Below are 17298 nucleotides of genomic sequence, written 5' to 3'. Positions count from 1 at the left end.
CGCATGCCCGTCGCCTCCGCCGCGCGCCTCGCCGTGCTGATCAACGCCCGCCCCGGCGAACTGCGCGCGGCGCTGGCCGGCTTCGGCCTGTTCTTCTGCCTGTTCGCCGGCTACTTCATGCTGCGCCCGATCCGCGAGTCCATGGGCATTCAGGGCGGCGTGGAGAATCTGCAGTGGCTGTTTACCGCGACCTTCGTTGCCATGCTGGTGGCGGTGCCGCTGTTCGCCTGGCTCAACTCGCGGGTGGCGCGCATCCATTACATCGACTGGGTGTACGGCTTCTTCTGCCTCAACCTGCTGCTGTTTGCCGCGCTGTTCTTCGCGTTGCGTGACAGCGTCTGGCTGGCGCGGGTGTTCTACGTGTGGATCTCGGTCTACAACCTGTTCGTGGTCTCGGTGGCCTGGAGCCTGATGGCCGATGTGTTCGATGCGCCGCAGGCACGCCGGCTGTTCGCCTTCATCGCTGCCGGGGCCAGCGTGGGCGGCCTCGTCGGCCCTGCGGCAAGCGCGCTGTTGGTCGGCGCGCTCGGGCAGTTCGGGCTGATGTTGCTGGCGGCGCTGCTCCTGCTAGCCGCGGTGGCGCTCAAGCACTTCCTGATGTCCTGGCGCGAGGTAAACGGCGCCGGTCGGCCCGGTGCCGAGCACGCGGAAAGCCCGAAGCGGCCGGTGGCCGGCAACCCGTTCAGCGGCCTGACGCGGGTGCTGGGATCGCGCTATCTGCTGGGCGTCGCGGTGTTCGTGCTGTTGCTGACCACAGCCAGCACCTTCCTCTATTTCGAACAGGCGCGCCTGGTTGCCGAGCTGTTTCCCGACCGTGTCGAGCAGGTGCGGGTGTTCGGCGCCATCGATTTCGTGGTGCAGGCCGGGGCGCTGCTGTCGCAGTTGTTCATCACCGGGCGCATCGCCCAGCGTCTGGGCGTGCGCGTGCTGCTTGCCGCCGTGCCGGCGCTGGTCTGTTTGGGCTTCGTCGGGTTGGCGCTGGCGCCGACCTTCGCCGTGCTGGCGGCGGTGATGATCGTGCGCCGGATCGGCGAGTACGCCTTCGTCCGCCCGGGGCGCGAGATGCTTTTCGCGCCGCTGGATGCGCAGAGCAAGTACAAGGCGAAGAACTTCATCGACACCGTGGTCTATCGCGGCGGCGATGCGCTGAGCGGCTGGGCTAAGAGCCTGCTCGACAGCCTCGGCCACGGCGCGTGGCTGGTGGCCGTGGTGGGCGCTGTCTGCGCCGCGATCTGGGGCGTGGTGGGCTGGTTTATCGGCGGCCAGGCCGATCGTAAAGCGGCGGTGCAGTCTGCTCCCGGACGAAGCCGCTGAACCTCGACCCCGCGTACGCCTCGAACTCTAGTAGGTACGTCATCTATCAGGAGTACTCGTATGCATGTTCAGGTCAACAGCAACCACATTCCCGGCAGTGTCGAATTGCATGAGTGGGTCGGCACGACGGTAGAGGATCGGCTCGAGCGCTTCGACGATTTTCTCACCCGTGTGGAAGTGCATATCAGCGACGAGAATGCGCAGAAGGCGGGTGCCGACGACAAGCGCTGCCAGATCGAGGCGCGGCCGAAGGGGCATCAGGCGGTGTCGGTCACGCACAAGGCCGAATCGCTGCAGCTGGCGGTCGATGGCGCGGCCGACAAGATGCAGCACGCGTTGGAGAACCTGATGGGCAAGCTGGACACTCGCGTGCAATCCAGCGGCGAACTGAACGATCCGCTGCTGGACGAGCCGCCGCAATCCGTCAAGGACGCGATGCTGGAAGAGGAGTTCCTGGAAAAGCAGAGCGAGCTCGACAAGTGAGCACGACGCCCCGGCTGCGGTCGGGGCGACTCGCACTACTCAAATCTTCCCGCGTCTCGCATCGCGACGATGCAGCAGGCGATATCACTCGATCCGTCCCGGTTTACAGACATGCAGATCATCCTCGTGCGGCACGGCAGACCCGACCATGGCGCGGCACGCTGGAGCACGCCGATCGGGATGAAAGCCTGGGTTGCGCGCTACAACGCCGCGGCGGTGGCCACGGGCGAGCGTCCGGATAGCCTGGTGGAGCTGGCCGGGTCGGTGGGCATCGTGGTGTGCAGTTCGTTGCAGCGCTGCGTCGAATCGCGTTCCCAGCTGGCCTGCGATTGTTGCCAGGAGCCCGACCCGCTGTTTGCCGAGGCCCATCTGCCCTATCCGGACTGGGGCCTGCCATTGCTGCCCTCGCGGTTCTGGCGACTGGTATTCCGTGGCGCCTGGTTTCTCGGCTTCTCCAGCCACACCGAGCCTGTCCGCGAATCAACCGAACGAGCCCGTGCGGCGGCGGATCGGCTGATCGCACTCGCTGAGGAACATGGCAGCGTGCTGCTGATGGGCCACAAGATCATGAACGCGCTGATCGCTCGCGAGCTGCGCCGACGGGGCTGGAAGGGCCCCATGTTTCCGCTGCTTTCGGGCTACTGGCAGCCGAGCCGTTACACCCGGGCATAGCTCAGAAAAAAATCAGCAGGTCGATGGCCCCTTCACAGTTGCAAGGCGGCGAGAGCCGCTTTGGCTTGCCAGATGAAACGTTTCAGCTAACGTGTGCGGGAGGCATAACAACAAAGGGAACACTCATGACACGTTTGCAACGCCTGCTCGGCCTGAGCATCTGCCTGGCGACTCCAGCCATGGCCTGGGAACAGGTTCTGATCGATCACGACAAGCCCGCGAAAAACTGGCGCGTCACCAGCGAGGAACTGGGCATCGATTCGGCAAAGCCGTTTTCGGTCAGCATGCGCACGCTGCACGGCGGGCGGCAGGAAGGGGTCAGCCTGATCGAGATCGACAATGGCACCATGCGCATGACAGTCGTCCCCACGCGTGGCATGAACGTGCTCGAAGCGGTTGCCGGTGACGTCCGGCTGGGTTGGGATTCGCCGGTGCAGGAGGTGGTCAATCCGGCCTTCATCGAACTCAACGGGCGCGGCGGTCTGGGATGGCTCGAGGGCTTCAACGAGCTGGTGACCCGTTGTGGCTTCGAATGGGTCGGGCATCCGGGCGAGGACAACGGTGAGCTGCTTACGCTGCATGGCCGTGCAGCCAACATTCCGGCTTCACGCGTTGTGCTGACCATTGACGAAAAGCCGCCGTACGCCATCCGCCTGCGCGGCGAGTTGCAGGAAAAGGCTTTCAAGAAGCTCGACTTCGCCATTCACACTGAACTCAGCACCGAGCCGGGGCGTGCCGGCTTCTCGCTGCACGACACCCTGACCAACCAGGGCGACTATGCCAAGGAATATCAGGCGCTGTACCACACCAACTTCGGCACGCCGCTGCTGGAGGAAGGGGCGCGCTTCGTTGCGCCGGTCAAGCAGGTATCGCCGTTCAATCCGCGCGCGGCGAAGGAACTGAACGACTGGCAGCGCTACCGCGGGCCCACCAGGGACTACGACGAGACGGTATTCAACCTGGTGCCGTATGCCGACGAGCAAGGCGAAACCCTCACCATGCTGCACAACCGTGCCGGCAGCCTGGGGGTCAGTGTGGGCTTCAATACCGGCGAGCTGCCGGTTTTCTCGCTGTGGAAGAACACCGATACCGAGCAGCAGGGTTACGTCACCGGATTGGAGCCGGGCACCAGCTATTCCTACAACCGCCGCTATCAGCGTGCCCTCGGCCTGGTGCCGAAGATCGAGCCGGGCGAGCAGAAACATTTCCGGGTGAGCTACGAACTGCTGGCCGACAGCGCTGCGGTGGAACGCGTGCGCCAGCGAATCGAGGCATTGCAGGCAGGACGGGAAACCGAGGTGCGCGAGCAACCGCTGGCCGACCTGAGCAAGGACTAGGCGGCCATGGTCGGCTCCGGCTGGGCGGCTCAGACCGCTTCGTTGTCTGTAAACCGTTCGTCGCTATGGCAAATGGCTTACAAATACCCGCGCCGTTTTCCACTTCTGCCCGCTCTGCTGGGTAATTAATCTACACCCACTCTGATGCGCAGGAGGCGCTCAGGATCAGGATGATCGACCTAAGCCAGGAAGGCATTCGAAGGGAATTCGGACCGGTCAGAAAAAACCCGCCTCGGCGGGTTTTTGCTTTTTCAGTGGGACATGCGGCGATGCAAGACAATGAAATGCTGTGCCGGTTCCATCTATGGCAAAAGGCTTACACGGATCGAAGTTTTTGGCTGTTCTAACGTCTTAGGCGGCTGCGTATTCTATGCCCATCTCTGCAGCGCAGGACGCGCTCGGGATCATGGATGATCGACCACTGCCAGGAGGCGCGCCGAAGGATTCGGAATGGTCACAAAAACCCGCTTCGGCGGGTTTTTTGTTGCCTGCAGGAAAAGCGGCCGCACCGCATTCGACGGCAAGTGGCGCGCTGCTGCCTCAGCCGTTGTCCAGCAATGCGCGGATCTTGCCGAGCAGGTCGGCACCCTCGAACGGCTTGAGTACCAGCTCCATGCGCTCGTCGACGAATCCCTCCCGGCTGGAGGCCTTTTCGGCGTAACCGGTCATCAGCACCACGGGCAGCGCCGGTCGCGAGCGCCGGGCCCATTCGGCCAGCTGTCGACCGGACAGGCGTGGCAGGCCGACGTCGGTCAGCAGCAGATCGATGGACGGGTCGGCCTCCAGCAGTGCCTGGGCGGTTTCCACATCGCCGGCCTGACTGCAGCGATAACCCGCCTCGATGAGGGTCTCGGCGATCAGCATGCGCACGCTGGGCATGTCTTCCACCACCAGCACGTGCTCATGGCCGGCCAGACGCGCCGAATCTTCGGGCGCCGCGCTGGGTGCCAGGCTCGTTTCGCCGTCGGCGGCCGGCAGCAGCAGGGTCACGTCCGTACCGACGCCCAGGGTGCTGCGAATGTGCGCGTCGCCGCCCGACTGCAGGGCGAAACCGTAGATGCTCGACAGTCCCAGGCCGGTGCCGCGGCCCTGAGGCTTGGTGGTGAAGAAGGGGTCGAACACCTTGTCGAGGACGGCGGGATCGATGCCCGTGCCATCGTCGCTGACGCACAGGCCGATGTAACGGCCGGCGGCCAGTTCAGGGTGCTGGCTGGCATCGGTGGAAAAGGTCCGGATGCCGATGTGGCCGCCTTCGGGCAGGGCGTCGCGGGCATTGATCACCAGGTTGAGCAGCGCGCTTTCGAACTGGCTGACATCCACCCGTGCCACGGCCGGCCCCGCGGTGAAGTCGAAGCTCAGGGTGATGCGCTCGCCGATGGTGCGCCGCAACAAATCCTCCAGCGAGCGGATGCGCTCGTTGATGTCCAGCGCGCGGGCGTCCAGCGGCTGCTTGCGAGCAAAGGCCAGCAGGCGGTTGGTCAGCGATGCGGCACTGCGCGCCGAACTCAGTGCGGCGTCGGCGAAGCGCAGCACGCTGTCGGCGCGGTCTTCGATGATGCGCTGCTTCATCAGCTCGATGCCGGTGATGATGCCGGTGAGCAGGTTGTTGAAGTCGTGGGCGATGCCGCCGGTCAGCTTGCCCAGGGCATCCATCTTCTGCGCCTGCAGCAGCTGCTCTTCGGTACGCGCGCGCTCGGCCACCTCATGGGCCAGCTGGCTGGTGGTGGTGGCGATTTCCTGCCGCTGGGCGCGCTCACGGTGGCGCTGCTCGGTGACGTCCTCGACGAACACCAGGCCCAGCCCCTGAGTGCGATAGGGCGAGATCTGCCATTCGGTCTCCCGCGTTTCGCCGTTGACGCGCATCGCCAGGGACGTGCGCCAGCGGTTGCCGGCCTGAAGCTGGGTGCGCAGCTCGTCTAGCACGGCGTCCTGCCCGGGGAGGATGCAGTCGGCCAGCGGAGCTGAACGGTCCTCGGTGCCGATCAGGCGCTCGAAGGCATGGTTGCATTCGTGCAGCTGCAGCTGGGCGTCGAGCACTGCGATGGGCGCTGCGACGTGAATGAATATCTCGCGAAAGCGCGCCTCGCTTTCGCGCAGGGCGCGCTCGGTGTCACGCACCCGCAGCAGTGTGCGCAGGGTCGCCAGCAGCACATCCGGGTCGACCGGGTGAATCAGGTAGGCATCGCCGCCGGCATCGAGGCCGGTGATGATGTCGCCGGTCTCGATGGAGGCTGCGGACACATGGATCAGTGGCAGCAGCGCGGTATTCGGGTCGGTGCGAAGCTGGCGCGCGATCTCGAAGCCGCTCATGTCCGGCAAGTTGACATCGAGAATCAGGGCATCAGGCATGGCGCCGGCCACCAGCGCCAGCCCGTCGCTGCCGGTGCCCGCCTCCAGCACCTGGTAGCCATGGCGCTCCAGCACCCGGCGCATCGCGTAGCGGGTAGTGGCGTTGTCGTCGACGATCAGCAGACGGCTTTCACGCCCCATCGCTTCCCTCCGCCTCGATGCTGAACGGGATGATCACGTAGAACTCCGAACCCTTGCCGGGCTCGCTCTGCAGGCCGACCCGACCGCCCAGCAACTCGGCGAAGCGTTTGCACAGGGCGAGTCCCAGACCCGTGCCGCGCAGGCGCTTCTGCAGCGGGGAATCGACCTGGGCGAAGTCCTCGAACAGGCGATCGTGCAGCTGTGGTGCGATGCCGATGCCGGTGTCGGTGACCGCGAAGCGCACCTGCTGGGGGGTCTCCATCCTTGCCGAGACACGCACTTCCCCTTGGGTGGTGAATTTCAACGCATTGGAAATGAAGTTGCGCAGAATCTGCGCGAGCTTCTTGTCGTCGGTGTAGAAGCGCGGCAGCCACTGCGGTTCTTCGAAGATGAGGTCCACCGGCGAGCCCTCGACGATGGGCCGGAACATTCCGCGCAATGCCGAGAACAGGTCGAGCATGTCGAACCAGGCCGGCGAGATGCTCACGCGACCGGCCTCGATCTTCGCCAGATCGAGCAGGTCGTCGACCATCTCGCTCAGCTCGCTGGCGGCCGAGCTGACGAAGCGCACCTGCTTGTGCTGCTCCGGGCTCAGGGGGCCATCCAGTTCGTCGCTGAGCAGACGGGTGATGCTAAGTATCGAACCCAGTGGCGTGCGGAACTCGTGGCTCATGTACGAGAGGAAACGGCTTTTCAGTTCCGATGCCTGGCGTAGTTGCTCGGCCTGGGTGTCGAGTTCCGCATAGAGGGCCAGTACCCCCTGGTTGGTTTCCTCGAGCTCGGCGCGCAGTGATTCGTTCTCACGGCGCAGCTGCTCCAGCAGCTCGGCTTCGCCGGTTGTAGCGATGGGGTCAGCCACGGGGGGCCTCCAGGTTGAGCGCAAGCACGGTGACGTCGTCGCGGCCGCGGCAGAAGTCCCGATGCAGCAGCGTGGCAATGATGGCCGGATGGCGCTGGATCAGACCAGGATAGTCGCGCAGGCTCCAGCGCGACTGCAAACCATCGCTGAAGAGCAGCAGAAGCTGCGCCTCGCCCTGTGGGTAGTCGAACACATGGGCCTTGCGAAAACGCACGCCGACGATGCCGGGGTGCGAAGCCAGGCCGCGCGAGCCCTCGCTGCCGATCAGGCTGGCGCCGATGTTGCCGATGCCGGCAAAGGCCAGGGTCTGCCGTTCGCCATCGTACTGGGCTATGGCCGCAGCGCCGCCACGGCTGCCGTTCATCGCCTGATGCATGCGCGCAAATACGCTGGTGGCGGCGTCGAACGGTGCTTCGCCGAAGGCCTCGGCGCCGGCACGTGCGGCCTGCTGGGCGCTTTCGCCGTGGCCGATGCCGTCGAGCACCAGCACACTGCAGCGTGAGCCATCGAGCGCCAGTTGCCAGATATCGCCACAGGCCGTTTCGCCGGGATGGGGGTGCTGGCTGACCCCGAAGCGCCAGGCACAGGGCCGTGAGCCGCGGGGAAACAGCTGTGCCAGCACCACCGAGCCTCGGCGGTCCGAGTAGGCATCGAAGACCTGTGCCAGCCGCACCAGCGCGCCCAGGCCGATGCCCTTGGTGCCGCCGGTGGAGTAGCCATCGGTCAGGCACTGATCGAGCTGGAAGCCAGGGCCACGGTCCACGGCGATGATTTCCACGCCGGGCTTGTCTTGCCCCGGGATGATCCGCAGGTGCAGCTCGCCGATGCCGGCGTGCTTGAGAACATTGGTGCAAAGTTCGGTGGTCAGCAGCGCGACGCGACCGGCATCGGTAGCGTCGAAACCATGCTGCTCGGCCAGGCGCTGCGTGACGCGGCGCGCATGGCCCACCTGGCTGGAATCTTCCAGTGGCAGGACCTGGGTCATGCTGCCCGGTATGTTCATATCCACCGCGTGATGGTGATGCGCGTGCCGACGCCGACGGTGCTCTCCAGTTCGAAGTCGTCGACCAGGCGCTTGGCGCCCGTCAGCCCAAGGCCGAGGCCGCCGCCGGAGGTCCAGCCATCGGTCATGGCCAGCTTGATGTCGGGAATGCCCGGGCCTTCGTCACGGAAGGTCAGCCGCACGCCGACGCGCGTGCCTTCCTCGACGATCTGCCAGTCCATGTCGCCACCGCCACCGTACACCACGGTGTTGCGCGCCAGCTCGCTGACGGCGGTGACCAGCTTGGTCTGATCGATCAGGCGCATCGCGCAGTCCTGGGTCAGTTTACGTACGGTCTGCCGCGCCAAGACGACATCCTGCTCGACGCGCACCGGCTGGCTGCCGCTGCTGCGCACGATCATCGCGCGGCCACACGTTCGCGCAGCAGCTGCATGCCTCGCTCGACGTTCAGGGCAGTGCTGACGCCGGGCAGCTCGAGGCCCAGCTCCACCAGGGTGATCGCCACGGCGGGCTGCATGCCCACCACCACCGTTTCGGCATCCATGATTCGCGCGAGGCCGGAAATGTTGGCGATCATCCGGCCAATGAAGGAATCGACCATGTCCAGTGCGGAGATGTCCATCAGCACGGCGCGCGCCGAGGTTTCGCTGATGCGCTCGGCCAAATCGTCCTGCAGGGTCAGCGCCAGTTGGTCGTGCATGTCGACCTGGATGGTGACGAGCAAGAACTCGCCCATCCGCAGAATAGGAATTCGATCCATCAGGCGGTCCTGGTGACGGTGAGGCCGGAACGGCGCAGGGCGAGCGCGAGGGCATCGGCCAGGCTGGCCTTGGTGACGATGCCCTGCAGGTCGAGCCCGAGGTGGACGATGGTCTGCGCGATCTGCGGACGCACGCCACTGATGATGCAGTCGGCGCCCATCAGGCGAATGGCAGTGACGGTCTTGAGCAGGTGCTGGGCAACCAGGGTGTCGACGGTGGGCACGCCGGTGATGTCGATAATGGCGATTTCCGAGCCGGTGTCGACGATGCGTTGCAGCAGCGATTCCATCACCACCTGGGTGCGCTGCGAGTCGAGGGTGCCGATCATCGGCAGGGCGAGAACGCCATCCCACAGCTTGACCACCGGGGTCGAAAGCTCCAGCAGCTCTTCCTGCTGGCGCTTGATCACGTCTTCACGCGACTGCTGGAAGGTGCGTACGGTGTGCAGGCCCAGATGGTCGAGCAGCTCGGACACGGCCCACAGCTGCTCGGCGAATACTGCGGGTTCGTTGGCGTATTCGCTCTGCAGCAGGGACATCAGCGGGCGCTTGGCGGCGAAGATGAAGCCGGCGGTCTGCTGCGAGTCGAAACCCAGCAGGGCGCGGCTGCGCGACAGGCGCTCCAGGTAGGAACGCATGGCGTCCCAGGCCGGGCCGGCGATGTCGGCCGAGCCGTCGGCGGTGCCGCTGATCAGCAGGCGGATGAATTCGGCGGTCTGCTGGGTCAGTTCTTCGGGTTTTACGTTATGGAATCCGCCCATCTCCTGCAGGTCGCTTTTCCAGCTGCCGAGCAGCTCGGTCTGGTTGCGTGCAATGGTGTCGATGGTGCGTTGTAGCAGGGCCGCCATAGGGTAATAGCTCCGGAGTTGTCTGGGTCGTCCATGTCACCATGGCGAAGTATCAGGGATAGATTTCGGCCTTGCGTCGATGTTCCGCGAATCGCAGCGGAACGTGAAAACTTTTCCGAGCGTTGCCGATGGAAGTGGGCCGGATGGTAGCAAATAGATATTGGCGGCAGGCAGGTCGTTCCGCTTAAGCGCCGTCAGGCAGGCGCGACGCCGTCGATCTGCTCGGTCAGCCATTGCAAGGCTGCATCGTTCTGCCGCTGCGCCACGCTGACGATGTCCAGGCCGAAGGGGCCGAGGTCGAACGGCAGATCGAACAACTCGAGCGGCAGCAGCCTGGCGAAGTGGCGCGCCAGCTGCGTCGGCAGCACCGCGGCGAGGTCGCTGCTGGCGACGATGTGCGCGGCCTGCAGGTAGTTTGGCGTGGTGTAGACCACCTCGCGCTCCAGCCCCTGGCCATCCAGCCACTGGTCGACCATGCCGCGGGTCTGACCGCCGTGCACCCACAGATGACGCAGGCGCAGGAAGGCGTCGAGGGTCAGCCGCCCGGAGAGCAGTGGATGGTCGCGGCGCACCGCCACCTGCAGCGTTTCGCTGGCCCAGTGGCGCACATGAAAGCGCGAAGGCACGTCGAGGAAACGCCCCAGCACCAGGTCGACCTCACCATTGTCCAGCGCGTCGGTGGGCAGGGTCGGGGGCAGGTGCTGGATCGCCAGCTGGATGCCCGGCGCGCGTTCGGCCAGGCGCCGCATCAGCGCCGGCATGCAGATCAGCTCCACATAATCGGTCACGGCGATGCGAAAACGCTGATGGCTGCGCGCCGGATCGAAGGCCTCGCCGGCGATCAGGCTGTGTTCGATCTGCTGCAGCGCATGACGGATAGGAGCCTCCAGCGCCAGGGCTCGCGGCGTCGGTTGCATGGCCCGACCGACGCGCACCAGCAGCGGGTCGTCGAGCAGCTCGCGCAGGCGACCCAGGGCATTGCTCACCGCCGGCTGGCTGAGGGACAGGCGCTCGGCGGCACGCGAGACGTTGCGCTCACGCAGCAGGGCGTCGAGCACGCGAAGCAGGTTGAGGTCGAAGTTGTAGATATTCACTTGGTGAATCCGAAACATCACAAGACTAAATTTCAAAAATAGTAGCGTCTTCGTCTATGGTTGGTCTCCACTTTTTCCAGCCTGCGACGAGGACCGTTCACATGAGCCAACCCCGCTTCGATATCCAGACCGCCGCCGTGATCGGCGCGGGCACCATGGGCCGCGGCATCGTCATGAGCCTGGCCAATGCCGGTGTGCAGGTGCTGTGGCTGGACAACAATCCCGAGATGCTCGAGCAGGCGCTGGGCGTGGTGGCCGACACCTACGCACACAACGTGCGTCAGGGGCGGATCGACGAGGCCGAAGCGGCGGCGCGCCGGGCCCGCATCGCCAAGGCAGCGGATTACCCGGCGCTGGCCGACGTGGACCTGGTGATCGAGGCGGTCTACGAAAACCTCGAACTCAAGCAGAAGATCTTCCGCGAGCTGGACGGCATCGTGAAGCCGGCCGGCATCCTGGCCAGCAACACCTCGGCGCTGGATATCGATGCCATCGCCGCTGTCACCAAGCGCCCGGAGCAGGTAGTAGGTCTGCACTTCTTCAGCCCGGCGCACATCATGAAGCTGCTGGAAATCGTCCGCGGAGCGAAGACGGCGCCAGCAGTGCTCGAGGCTGCCACGGCCCTCGGCAAGCGCATGGGCAAGGTCAGCGTGATCGCCGGCAACTGCCCGGGCTTCATCGGCAACCGCATGCTCGCCACCTACGTGCGCGAGGCGCGGATGATGCTGCTCGAAGGCGCCTATCCCCATCAGGTGGACGCCGCGCTGCAGGGCTTCGGCTTTGCCATGGGCCCGTTCCGCATGTATGACGTGGTGGGTATCGACCTGGAATGGCGCGCCCGCGAGCTGGCCGGCAAGGGCCAGGACGAGGCCGAGGTGCAGGTGGATAACCGTCTCTGCGAGCTGGGCCGCTTCGGCCAGAAGTCGCGCATGGGCTACTACCGCTACGCCGAAGGCAGCCGCCAGGCCGAGCACGATCCCGAAGTGGACGCCCTGGTGCAGCGCGAGTCCGAGCGCCTCGGCTATGAGCGCCGCGAGATCGGCCCGGAGGAAATCCTCGAGCGCTGCCTGCTGGCGCTGGTCAATGAGGGCGCCAAGATTCTCGAGGAAGGCATGGCCGAGTCCAGCGCCGATATCGACACCGTCTACCTCTACGGTTACGGCTTCCCGGCCGAAGTCGGTGGCCCGATGACCTGGGCCGACCGTCAGGGTCTGCCAGCCATTCGTGAGCGCCTCAACGCATTGGCCGAGCGCCACGGCGAGCACTGGCAGCCGGCCGGACTGATCGACAGCCTGGCCACGCTCGGCGGCCGCTTCGCCGACTACAAGAAGGAGGCATGAGCATGGAATACAAGGCTCCCCTGCGTGACATGCGCTTCGTGCTGCACGAGCTGTTCGACGCCACCGGCCATTGCGAATTGCTCGGCAACGGCCTGGACCGCGAGCTGATCGACGGTGTGCTGGAAGAAGCTGCGCGCTACACCGGCGGCGAGATCGCGCCGCTCAATCGCAACAGCGACGAAGAAGGCGTGACCCTGGAAAACGGCGAAGTGCGCACGCCGCAGGGCTTCGTCGAGGCCTACAAGCAGTACGTCGACAACGGCTGGGCGAGCATGACCGGGCCGACCGACTACGGCGGCCAGGGCTTCCCGCAGCTGGTGGCCTGCAATTTCCACGAGATGCTGATGGGCGCGTCGCTGTCCTTTCGCATCTATTCCGGCCTGACCGAGGGCGCGGTGCTGGCGCTGTACAAGCACGGCAGCGATGAACTGAAGAATGCCTATCTGGAGAAGCTGGTCAGCGGCAGTTGGAGCGGCACCATGTGCCTGACCGAGCCGCAGGCCGGCACCGACCTCGCCCTGCTGCGCACCCGCGCCGAGCCGCAGGCGGACGGCAGCTACAAGGTCAGCGGCAGCAAGATCTTCATCTCCGGCGGCGAGCACGACATGAGCGAGAACATCGTGCATCTGGTGCTGGCGCGCCTGCCGGATGCGCCGGCCGGGGTGAAGGGCATCAGCCTGCTGCTAGTGCCCAAGTTAATTGCCAATGCCGACGGCACGCCGGGGGCGCGCAACGCGCTGAGCTGCGGCGCCATCGAGCACAAGATGGGCATCAAGGGCGCGGCGACCTGCGTGATGAACTTCGACGGCGCCACCGGCTGGATCGTCGGCGAGCCCAATCAGGGCCTGGCGTGCATGTTCACCATGATGAACGACGCGCGGTTTCAGGTCGGCTTGCAGGGGCTTGGCATTGCCGAACAGGCCTATCAGGGCTCGCTGGCCTATGCCCGCGAGCGCCTGCAATCGCGCGGACTGGCAGGTGCGCAGCATCCGGACAAGCCAGCCGACCCGATCATCGTGCACCCCGACGTGCGCCGCATGCTGCTGACGCAAAAGACGCTGGTCGAAGGCAGCCGCATGCTGGCGGCCTACTGCGCCCGGCAGCTGGACCTCGAGCATGGCCATCCCGAGCCGAGCTACCGCAAGGCGGCGAGCAAGCGCGCTGCGCTGCTGATCCCCATCGTCAAGGCGTTCTTCACCGACATGGGCCAGGAGGTGGCGAGCCTCGGCGTGCAGGTCTACGGCGGCCACGGCTATATCCGCGAATGGGGCATGGAACAGCTGATGCGCGACAGCCGCATCACCCAGCTCTACGAGGGCACCAATGGCATTCAGGCGCTGGATTACATCCGCCGCAAGCTGCTCGGTGACGGCGGCGCGGAACTGTCGGCGCTACAGGCGGAATTCAGCGAGATTTGCGACCGGCAGATCGATCGCCCTGCGCTGCACGCTCTGGCCAGCAAGGTGCAGATGCGTCTCGGCGAATGGCGCGAGCTGACGGCCGAGATCATCGCTGCCACCGGTCGAGATCCCCAGGAGGTCGGCGCGGTGTCGGTGGATTTCCTGCAGTACTCGGCCTATGTCTTGTTGGCCGGCCTCTGGCTGCAGGCCGCGGCGCGTGCACAGGATGCGCTGGAGCAGGGCGCCGGCGAGGAGGCTTTCTATCAGGCCAAGCTGGCCAGTGCGGATTTCTATCTGCGCCGTGTGTTACCGCGGGCGAGTGCGCATCGGGAAGCCATTCAGGGTGGCGCGGATTGTTTGATGGCGCTGCCGGAAAGCGACTTCGCGTTTTGAGCTAATTGATCACTGGAGGCACCGATGCATCCGTTCAGCTTTGCCACAACCGCTCAATTGATCTGCGAGCCTGGCTCGTCGCGCCGGCTGGCCAGCCTCTGCAAGGAGCGTGGGGCGCGCTCGGTGCTGGTGGTGACCGACCCGGGCATCACCCGTTTCGGCCTGCTCGACGAAGTCCTGCCGGGCTTCGAGACGGAAGGCCTGCAGGTCGCGGCTTACGATCAGGTCGTTGCCGACCCGCCCGAGCACATCGTCCTGGCGGCGGTGGCGCAGGCCAGGGCGTCCAGGGTGGATCTGATCATCGGCTTCGGCGGCGGCAGCTCGATGGACGTCGCCAAGCTGGTCGCGCTGTTGGCCCATCCTGATTGCGCGCAAACGCTGCAGGACATCTATGGTGTCGGCAACGCCAAGGGCCAGCGCCTGCCGCTGATCCAGGTGCCGACCACCGCCGGCACCGGCTCGGAAGTCACGCAGATCGCCATCATCACCACCGGTGAGACGACCAAGATGGGCGTGGTCTCGCCCCTGTTGCTGCCGGACCTGGCGTTGCTCGACGCCGATCTCACCCTCGGCCTGCCACCGGCGGTGACCGCGGCCACCGGCATCGACGCCATGGTGCATGCCATCGAGGCTTACACCAGCGCGCTGAAGAAGAACCCCATGTCTGATCTGCTGGCCCGCGAGGCGCTGCGCCTCTTGGCGGCCAATCTGGACGAGGCGGTGCACAACGGCAGCAACCGCGAGGCACGCCAGGCCATGCTGCTGGGCGCCTGCCTGGCCGGACAGGCGTTCGCCAATGCGCCGGTCGCTGCCGTGCACGCGCTGGCCTATCCGCTGGGAGGCAATTTTCACATTCCCCACGGCCTGTCCAACGCCCTGGTACTGCCGCAGGTGCTGCGTTTCAACGTCAGCGCGGCGGCCACGCACTACGGCGAACTGGCACCGATCATTCTCGGCGAGCGCCTGCGCACGGATGATCCGTCCACCTACGCCGAGCAGCTGATTGAGGAGTTCGAGCAGATGAGCGCCCGCGTCGGCCTGCCGACCCGCCTGCGCGACGCCGGCGTGCCGGAAGAGATGCTGCCGCAGCTGGCCAAGGAGGCGATGCTGCAGCAGCGGCTGCTGGTCAACAATCCGCGCGAGGTCAGCGAGGCCGATGCGCTGGCGATCTATCAGGCTGCCTACTGAGCCAGTCTTCCTCTTCATTGCGTACCGCGAGAACGACCATGCCCGAGCAACCCAAACACCTGCGCCGCGACTACAAGCACTTTCAGCCCATCACCACGCGCTGGCACGACAATGACATCTACGGTCATGTGAACAACGTCGTCTATTACGGGTTTTTCGACACGGCGGTGAACAACTATCTGATCCAGCAGGGCGGGCTGGATATCCAGGATGGCGACATCGTCGGCTTCGTGGTCAGTTCGGCTTGCGACTACTTCGCCTCGATCGCCTATCCGGACCTGATCGAGGTGGGTCTGCGGGTGGCCAGGTTGGGCAACTCGTCGGTGCAGTACGAGCTGGCGATCTTCCGCGAGGGCGAGCAGGAGGCCTGCGCGGCGGGCCGCTTCGTGCATGTTTTCGTCGAACGCGCAAGCAATCGTCCCACTGCCATTCCCGGGCGCCTGCGCGCCGCGCTGGAGGCCTTGAGCTAATCCGCTCGGCGCGGAAAGCTGAAGCCGTAAACGAGATCGCCCGGAGCGGCTGGGCCGATCCGGGCGATGCGGTGGTTGCTACGAGACGGCAACGGCGCTGTCTGCGGCACTCAGTGGTGCTTGTGTTTGTGCTTGTAATGGCCTTTGGCTTTGCCTGGATGGCCGTAGTAGCGGCGATCATCCCGGTAGCGGCGGTCGCCCCGATAACGGTCGTCGTCATCGTCGCCGTAGGCGTTGCCGATCGCGCCGCCGGCACCGCCGCCAACGGCCGCGCCAATCAGGCCGCCGGTGCTGCCGCCGACCTTCTGGCCGATGACGTTACCACCTGCCGCGCCCAGGCCACCGCCGATGGCCGCTTCGGTGCGGCTGCGCTTGTCGGCGCCGACCATGCCACCTGCCGCACCGCCGACGCCGGCGCCGATGGTCGCGCCAGTCGAGCCACCCAGATGCTCACCCACCACGGAACCGAGCGCGCCACCGAGGGCACCGCCAACGGCGGCTTCGGTGTTGCTGCCGGCAAAGGCGGCGGCGCTGAGCAGGCTGGTGGACAACAGGAAAATCGAGGCGTACTTCATGGTGTGATCCCGTATGAGGAATTGCGGCGTGATCCTCACGTGCCGCTTCGCTTCCGGCAAGGGCTTCCCGATGAAATGCGTGACCCAGTTCCTGTTTGCTAACTCTTTGATTTCTGGCTGGAACCTGGTCCTGAAAAGCAGGTCTCAGCTCGCTTGTGCGGGTCAGGCGCAGCCGTCACCTGCGGCCGGGCTGTAGACCCGCGGCGGGCTGTGCTGTGGCAGGTGGATCAGGTTGAGATTGTGCCGTTGAGCCCATTGTGCGGCGAGCCCTGTGGGCGAAGACAGGCTGACCAGCGTCGGGATGCCGGCGCGCTGAACCTTGTGCACCAGCTCCAGGCTGCAGCGGCTGGTGACGATCGCCAGGCCGCCAGCGGGCTCGCAGCCGACGCGCGCCATGGCGCCGATCAGCTTGTCCAGCGCGTTGTGTCGGCCGATGTCCTCGCGGCCCAGACGCAACTCGCCGGTGGCATCCATGAACAGCGCGGCGTGCACCGCGCCGCAGTCGCGACCCAGTGGCTGGAACTCGCCGATGCGTTGCCGCAGATCCAGCAGCCAGTGGGAAGGCGGCAGGGCCGAGGGCGGCAGCTGGGCCAGCTGCGGCAACGCCTGCTCCAGCGCTTCGACGCCGCACAGGCCGCAGCTGCTGGTGCCGGGCAGTTGGCGGCGCTGCTGCTTCAGCCGCCAGAACGCGCGGCTGGAAATCTCCACTTCCGCACGTCGCGCATTGCCGCGCCCATGCAGGCGGATGTCATAGATGTCGCTCAGCGACTCGACGAAGCCGTTGGCCAGGCTGAAGCCGACCACGAAATCTTCCAGGTTGGCCGGTGAGATCATCATCACCGCCTGGCTGAGCCCGTTGTAGGCGATGGCCAGGGCGCACTCTTCGGCGAGGTCGACGCAGCACGATCCGTCCTCGTCGATGGGCTGGTAGCAGTAGCGCTGGCTGGCGCCGGATGGCGCGCGCGCCGTGCCGGCGAAGGAGGCGGTCAGGCGAGACGGGGCATTCATCGGCAGGCTCGTTCAGTGTGGTGGATGCCGAGCCAGTCGACGCCTGTGACAGCGGCGGCCGGCG

At 65.7% G+C, this 17298-nt stretch carries 17 protein-coding genes; 8 read left to right on the top strand and 9 right to left on the bottom strand.

Annotation, left to right across the window (positions count from 1 at the left end):
* Positions 1 to 3 precede the first annotated feature (3 nt).
* The 4 genes from ACVRRC_RS01735 to ACVRRC_RS01720 all read left to right on the top strand — a co-directional run bounded on the left by ACVRRC_RS01735 (position 4) and on the right by ACVRRC_RS01720 (position 3806).
* Positions 4 to 1314 (top strand): NTP/NDP exchange transporter, encoded by a 1311-nt coding sequence (locus ACVRRC_RS01735; RefSeq protein ID WP_472996559.1) that lies wholly within the window; start codon positions 4 to 6, stop codon positions 1312 to 1314.
* 60 nt (positions 1315 to 1374) lie between these two features.
* Positions 1375 to 1797: an HPF/RaiA family ribosome-associated protein gene (locus ACVRRC_RS01730; RefSeq protein WP_011911539.1), complete on the top strand. Its 423-nt coding sequence runs from the start codon at positions 1375 to 1377 to the stop codon at positions 1795 to 1797.
* Positions 1798 to 1908: 111 nt separating this feature from the next.
* Positions 1909 to 2469 (top strand): histidine phosphatase family protein, encoded by a 561-nt coding sequence (locus ACVRRC_RS01725; RefSeq protein WP_350424136.1) that lies wholly within the window; start codon positions 1909 to 1911, stop codon positions 2467 to 2469.
* A gap of 125 nt (positions 2470 to 2594) precedes the next feature.
* Positions 2595 to 3806 carry an aldose 1-epimerase family protein gene (locus ACVRRC_RS01720; protein WP_472996558.1) on the top strand — a complete coding sequence of 404 codons (1212 nt, stop codon included), beginning with the start codon at positions 2595 to 2597 and terminating at the stop codon, positions 3804 to 3806.
* Between the two features lie 540 nt (positions 3807 to 4346).
* Here ACVRRC_RS01720 and ACVRRC_RS01715 read toward each other — a convergent pair.
* From ACVRRC_RS01715 to ACVRRC_RS01685, 7 genes are all read right to left on the bottom strand, one after another.
* Positions 4347 to 6296 carry a response regulator gene (locus ACVRRC_RS01715; protein ID WP_472996557.1) on the bottom strand — a complete coding sequence of 650 codons (1950 nt, stop codon included), beginning with the start codon at positions 6294 to 6296 and terminating at the stop codon, positions 4347 to 4349.
* Complete coding sequence (locus tag ACVRRC_RS01710; protein WP_472996556.1) at positions 6286 to 7155, bottom strand: sensor histidine kinase; 870 nt, start codon at positions 7153 to 7155, stop codon at positions 6286 to 6288. The genes ACVRRC_RS01715 and ACVRRC_RS01710 overlap by 11 nt, the downstream gene beginning before the upstream one ends.
* Entirely contained in the window at positions 7148 to 8158 is a 1011-nt protein-coding gene (locus tag ACVRRC_RS01705; protein ID WP_472996555.1) for an ATP-binding protein, read from the bottom strand. Before ACVRRC_RS01705 ends, ACVRRC_RS01710 begins: the two co-directional genes overlap by 8 nt.
* A complete protein-coding gene (locus ACVRRC_RS01700) occupies positions 8155 to 8559 on the bottom strand; it encodes an anti-sigma regulatory factor (RefSeq protein WP_472996554.1) in 405 nt (134 codons plus the stop codon). The genes ACVRRC_RS01705 and ACVRRC_RS01700 overlap by 4 nt, the downstream gene beginning before the upstream one ends.
* Positions 8556 to 8918: an STAS domain-containing protein gene (locus ACVRRC_RS01695; protein WP_013981465.1), complete on the bottom strand. Its 363-nt coding sequence runs from the start codon at positions 8916 to 8918 to the stop codon at positions 8556 to 8558. Before ACVRRC_RS01695 ends, ACVRRC_RS01700 begins: the two co-directional genes overlap by 4 nt.
* The gene (locus tag ACVRRC_RS01690) at positions 8918 to 9766 is read right to left on the bottom strand and encodes an STAS domain-containing protein (RefSeq protein ID WP_013981466.1); all 849 of its coding nucleotides are present in this window, start codon (positions 9764 to 9766) and stop codon (positions 8918 to 8920) included. The genes ACVRRC_RS01695 and ACVRRC_RS01690 overlap by 1 nt, the downstream gene beginning before the upstream one ends.
* Before the next feature lie 194 nt (positions 9767 to 9960).
* Positions 9961 to 10860, bottom strand: coding sequence for a LysR family transcriptional regulator (locus ACVRRC_RS01685; RefSeq protein ID WP_014595567.1), 900 nt, complete (start codon positions 10858 to 10860; stop codon positions 9961 to 9963).
* 101 nt (positions 10861 to 10961) lie between these two features.
* On the opposite strand from ACVRRC_RS01685, the gene ACVRRC_RS01680 reads away from it, so the two are divergent.
* From ACVRRC_RS01680 to ACVRRC_RS01665, 4 genes are read left to right on the top strand one after another with little or no spacing between them, the layout of a single operon-like run.
* On the top strand, positions 10962 to 12200 hold the full coding sequence (locus ACVRRC_RS01680) for a 3-hydroxyacyl-CoA dehydrogenase (RefSeq protein ID WP_472996553.1): 1239 nt from the start codon (positions 10962 to 10964) through the stop codon (positions 12198 to 12200).
* A gap of 2 nt (positions 12201 to 12202) precedes the next feature.
* The gene (locus tag ACVRRC_RS01675; protein ID WP_196111879.1) at positions 12203 to 13993 is read left to right on the top strand and encodes an acyl-CoA dehydrogenase C-terminal domain-containing protein; all 1791 of its coding nucleotides are present in this window, start codon (positions 12203 to 12205) and stop codon (positions 13991 to 13993) included.
* A gap of 24 nt (positions 13994 to 14017) precedes the next feature.
* Entirely contained in the window at positions 14018 to 15181 is a 1164-nt protein-coding gene (locus ACVRRC_RS01670) for an iron-containing alcohol dehydrogenase (protein ID WP_472996552.1), read from the top strand.
* A 38-nt stretch (positions 15182 to 15219) separates the two neighbouring features.
* The gene (locus ACVRRC_RS01665; RefSeq protein WP_013981471.1) at positions 15220 to 15651 is read left to right on the top strand and encodes an acyl-CoA thioesterase; all 432 of its coding nucleotides are present in this window, start codon (positions 15220 to 15222) and stop codon (positions 15649 to 15651) included.
* A gap of 110 nt (positions 15652 to 15761) precedes the next feature.
* On the opposite strand, the gene ACVRRC_RS01660 is transcribed toward ACVRRC_RS01665, so the two are convergent.
* Together ACVRRC_RS01660 and fdhD are read right to left on the bottom strand one after the other, a co-directional pair.
* Positions 15762 to 16226 (bottom strand): glycine zipper domain-containing protein, encoded by a 465-nt coding sequence (locus tag ACVRRC_RS01660; protein ID WP_017244755.1) that lies wholly within the window; start codon positions 16224 to 16226, stop codon positions 15762 to 15764.
* A 162-nt stretch (positions 16227 to 16388) separates the two neighbouring features.
* Entirely contained in the window at positions 16389 to 17234 is an 846-nt protein-coding gene (gene fdhD / locus ACVRRC_RS01655) for a formate dehydrogenase accessory sulfurtransferase FdhD (protein ID WP_049325251.1), read from the bottom strand.
* Positions 17235 to 17298 lie beyond the last annotated feature (64 nt).

The organism is Stutzerimonas sp. LR2 (genome assembly GCF_055755175.1).
Note: the sequence above shows the minus strand (reverse complement) of the source record. Positions and strands in the feature narration are given on the sequence as shown.

Coding starts and splice junctions, on each gene's coding strand:
- ACVRRC_RS01735 (WP_472996559.1), top strand. CDS start 4: ATGCCCGTCGCCTCCGCCGCGCGCCTCGCCGTGCTGATCAACGCCCGC.
- ACVRRC_RS01730 (WP_011911539.1), top strand. CDS start 1,375: ATGCATGTTCAGGTCAACAGCAACCACATTCCCGGCAGTGTCGAATTG.
- ACVRRC_RS01725 (WP_350424136.1), top strand. CDS start 1,909: ATGCAGATCATCCTCGTGCGGCACGGCAGACCCGACCATGGCGCGGCA.
- ACVRRC_RS01720 (WP_472996558.1), top strand. CDS start 2,595: ATGACACGTTTGCAACGCCTGCTCGGCCTGAGCATCTGCCTGGCGACT.
- ACVRRC_RS01715 (WP_472996557.1), bottom strand. CDS start 6,296: ATGGGGCGTGAAAGCCGTCTGCTGATCGTCGACGACAACGCCACTACC.
- ACVRRC_RS01705 (WP_472996555.1), bottom strand. CDS start 8,158: ATGAACATACCGGGCAGCATGACCCAGGTCCTGCCACTGGAAGATTCC.
- ACVRRC_RS01700 (WP_472996554.1), bottom strand. CDS start 8,559: ATGATCGTGCGCAGCAGCGGCAGCCAGCCGGTGCGCGTCGAGCAGGAT.
- ACVRRC_RS01695 (WP_013981465.1), bottom strand. CDS start 8,918: ATGGATCGAATTCCTATTCTGCGGATGGGCGAGTTCTTGCTCGTCACC.
- ACVRRC_RS01690 (WP_013981466.1), bottom strand. CDS start 9,766: ATGGCGGCCCTGCTACAACGCACCATCGACACCATTGCACGCAACCAG.
- ACVRRC_RS01680 (WP_472996553.1), top strand. CDS start 10,962: ATGAGCCAACCCCGCTTCGATATCCAGACCGCCGCCGTGATCGGCGCG.
- ACVRRC_RS01675 (WP_196111879.1), top strand. CDS start 12,203: ATGGAATACAAGGCTCCCCTGCGTGACATGCGCTTCGTGCTGCACGAG.
- ACVRRC_RS01670 (WP_472996552.1), top strand. CDS start 14,018: ATGCATCCGTTCAGCTTTGCCACAACCGCTCAATTGATCTGCGAGCCT.
- ACVRRC_RS01665 (WP_013981471.1), top strand. CDS start 15,220: ATGCCCGAGCAACCCAAACACCTGCGCCGCGACTACAAGCACTTTCAG.
- ACVRRC_RS01660 (WP_017244755.1), bottom strand. CDS start 16,226: ATGAAGTACGCCTCGATTTTCCTGTTGTCCACCAGCCTGCTCAGCGCC.
- fdhD (WP_049325251.1), bottom strand. CDS start 17,234: ATGAATGCCCCGTCTCGCCTGACCGCCTCCTTCGCCGGCACGGCGCGC.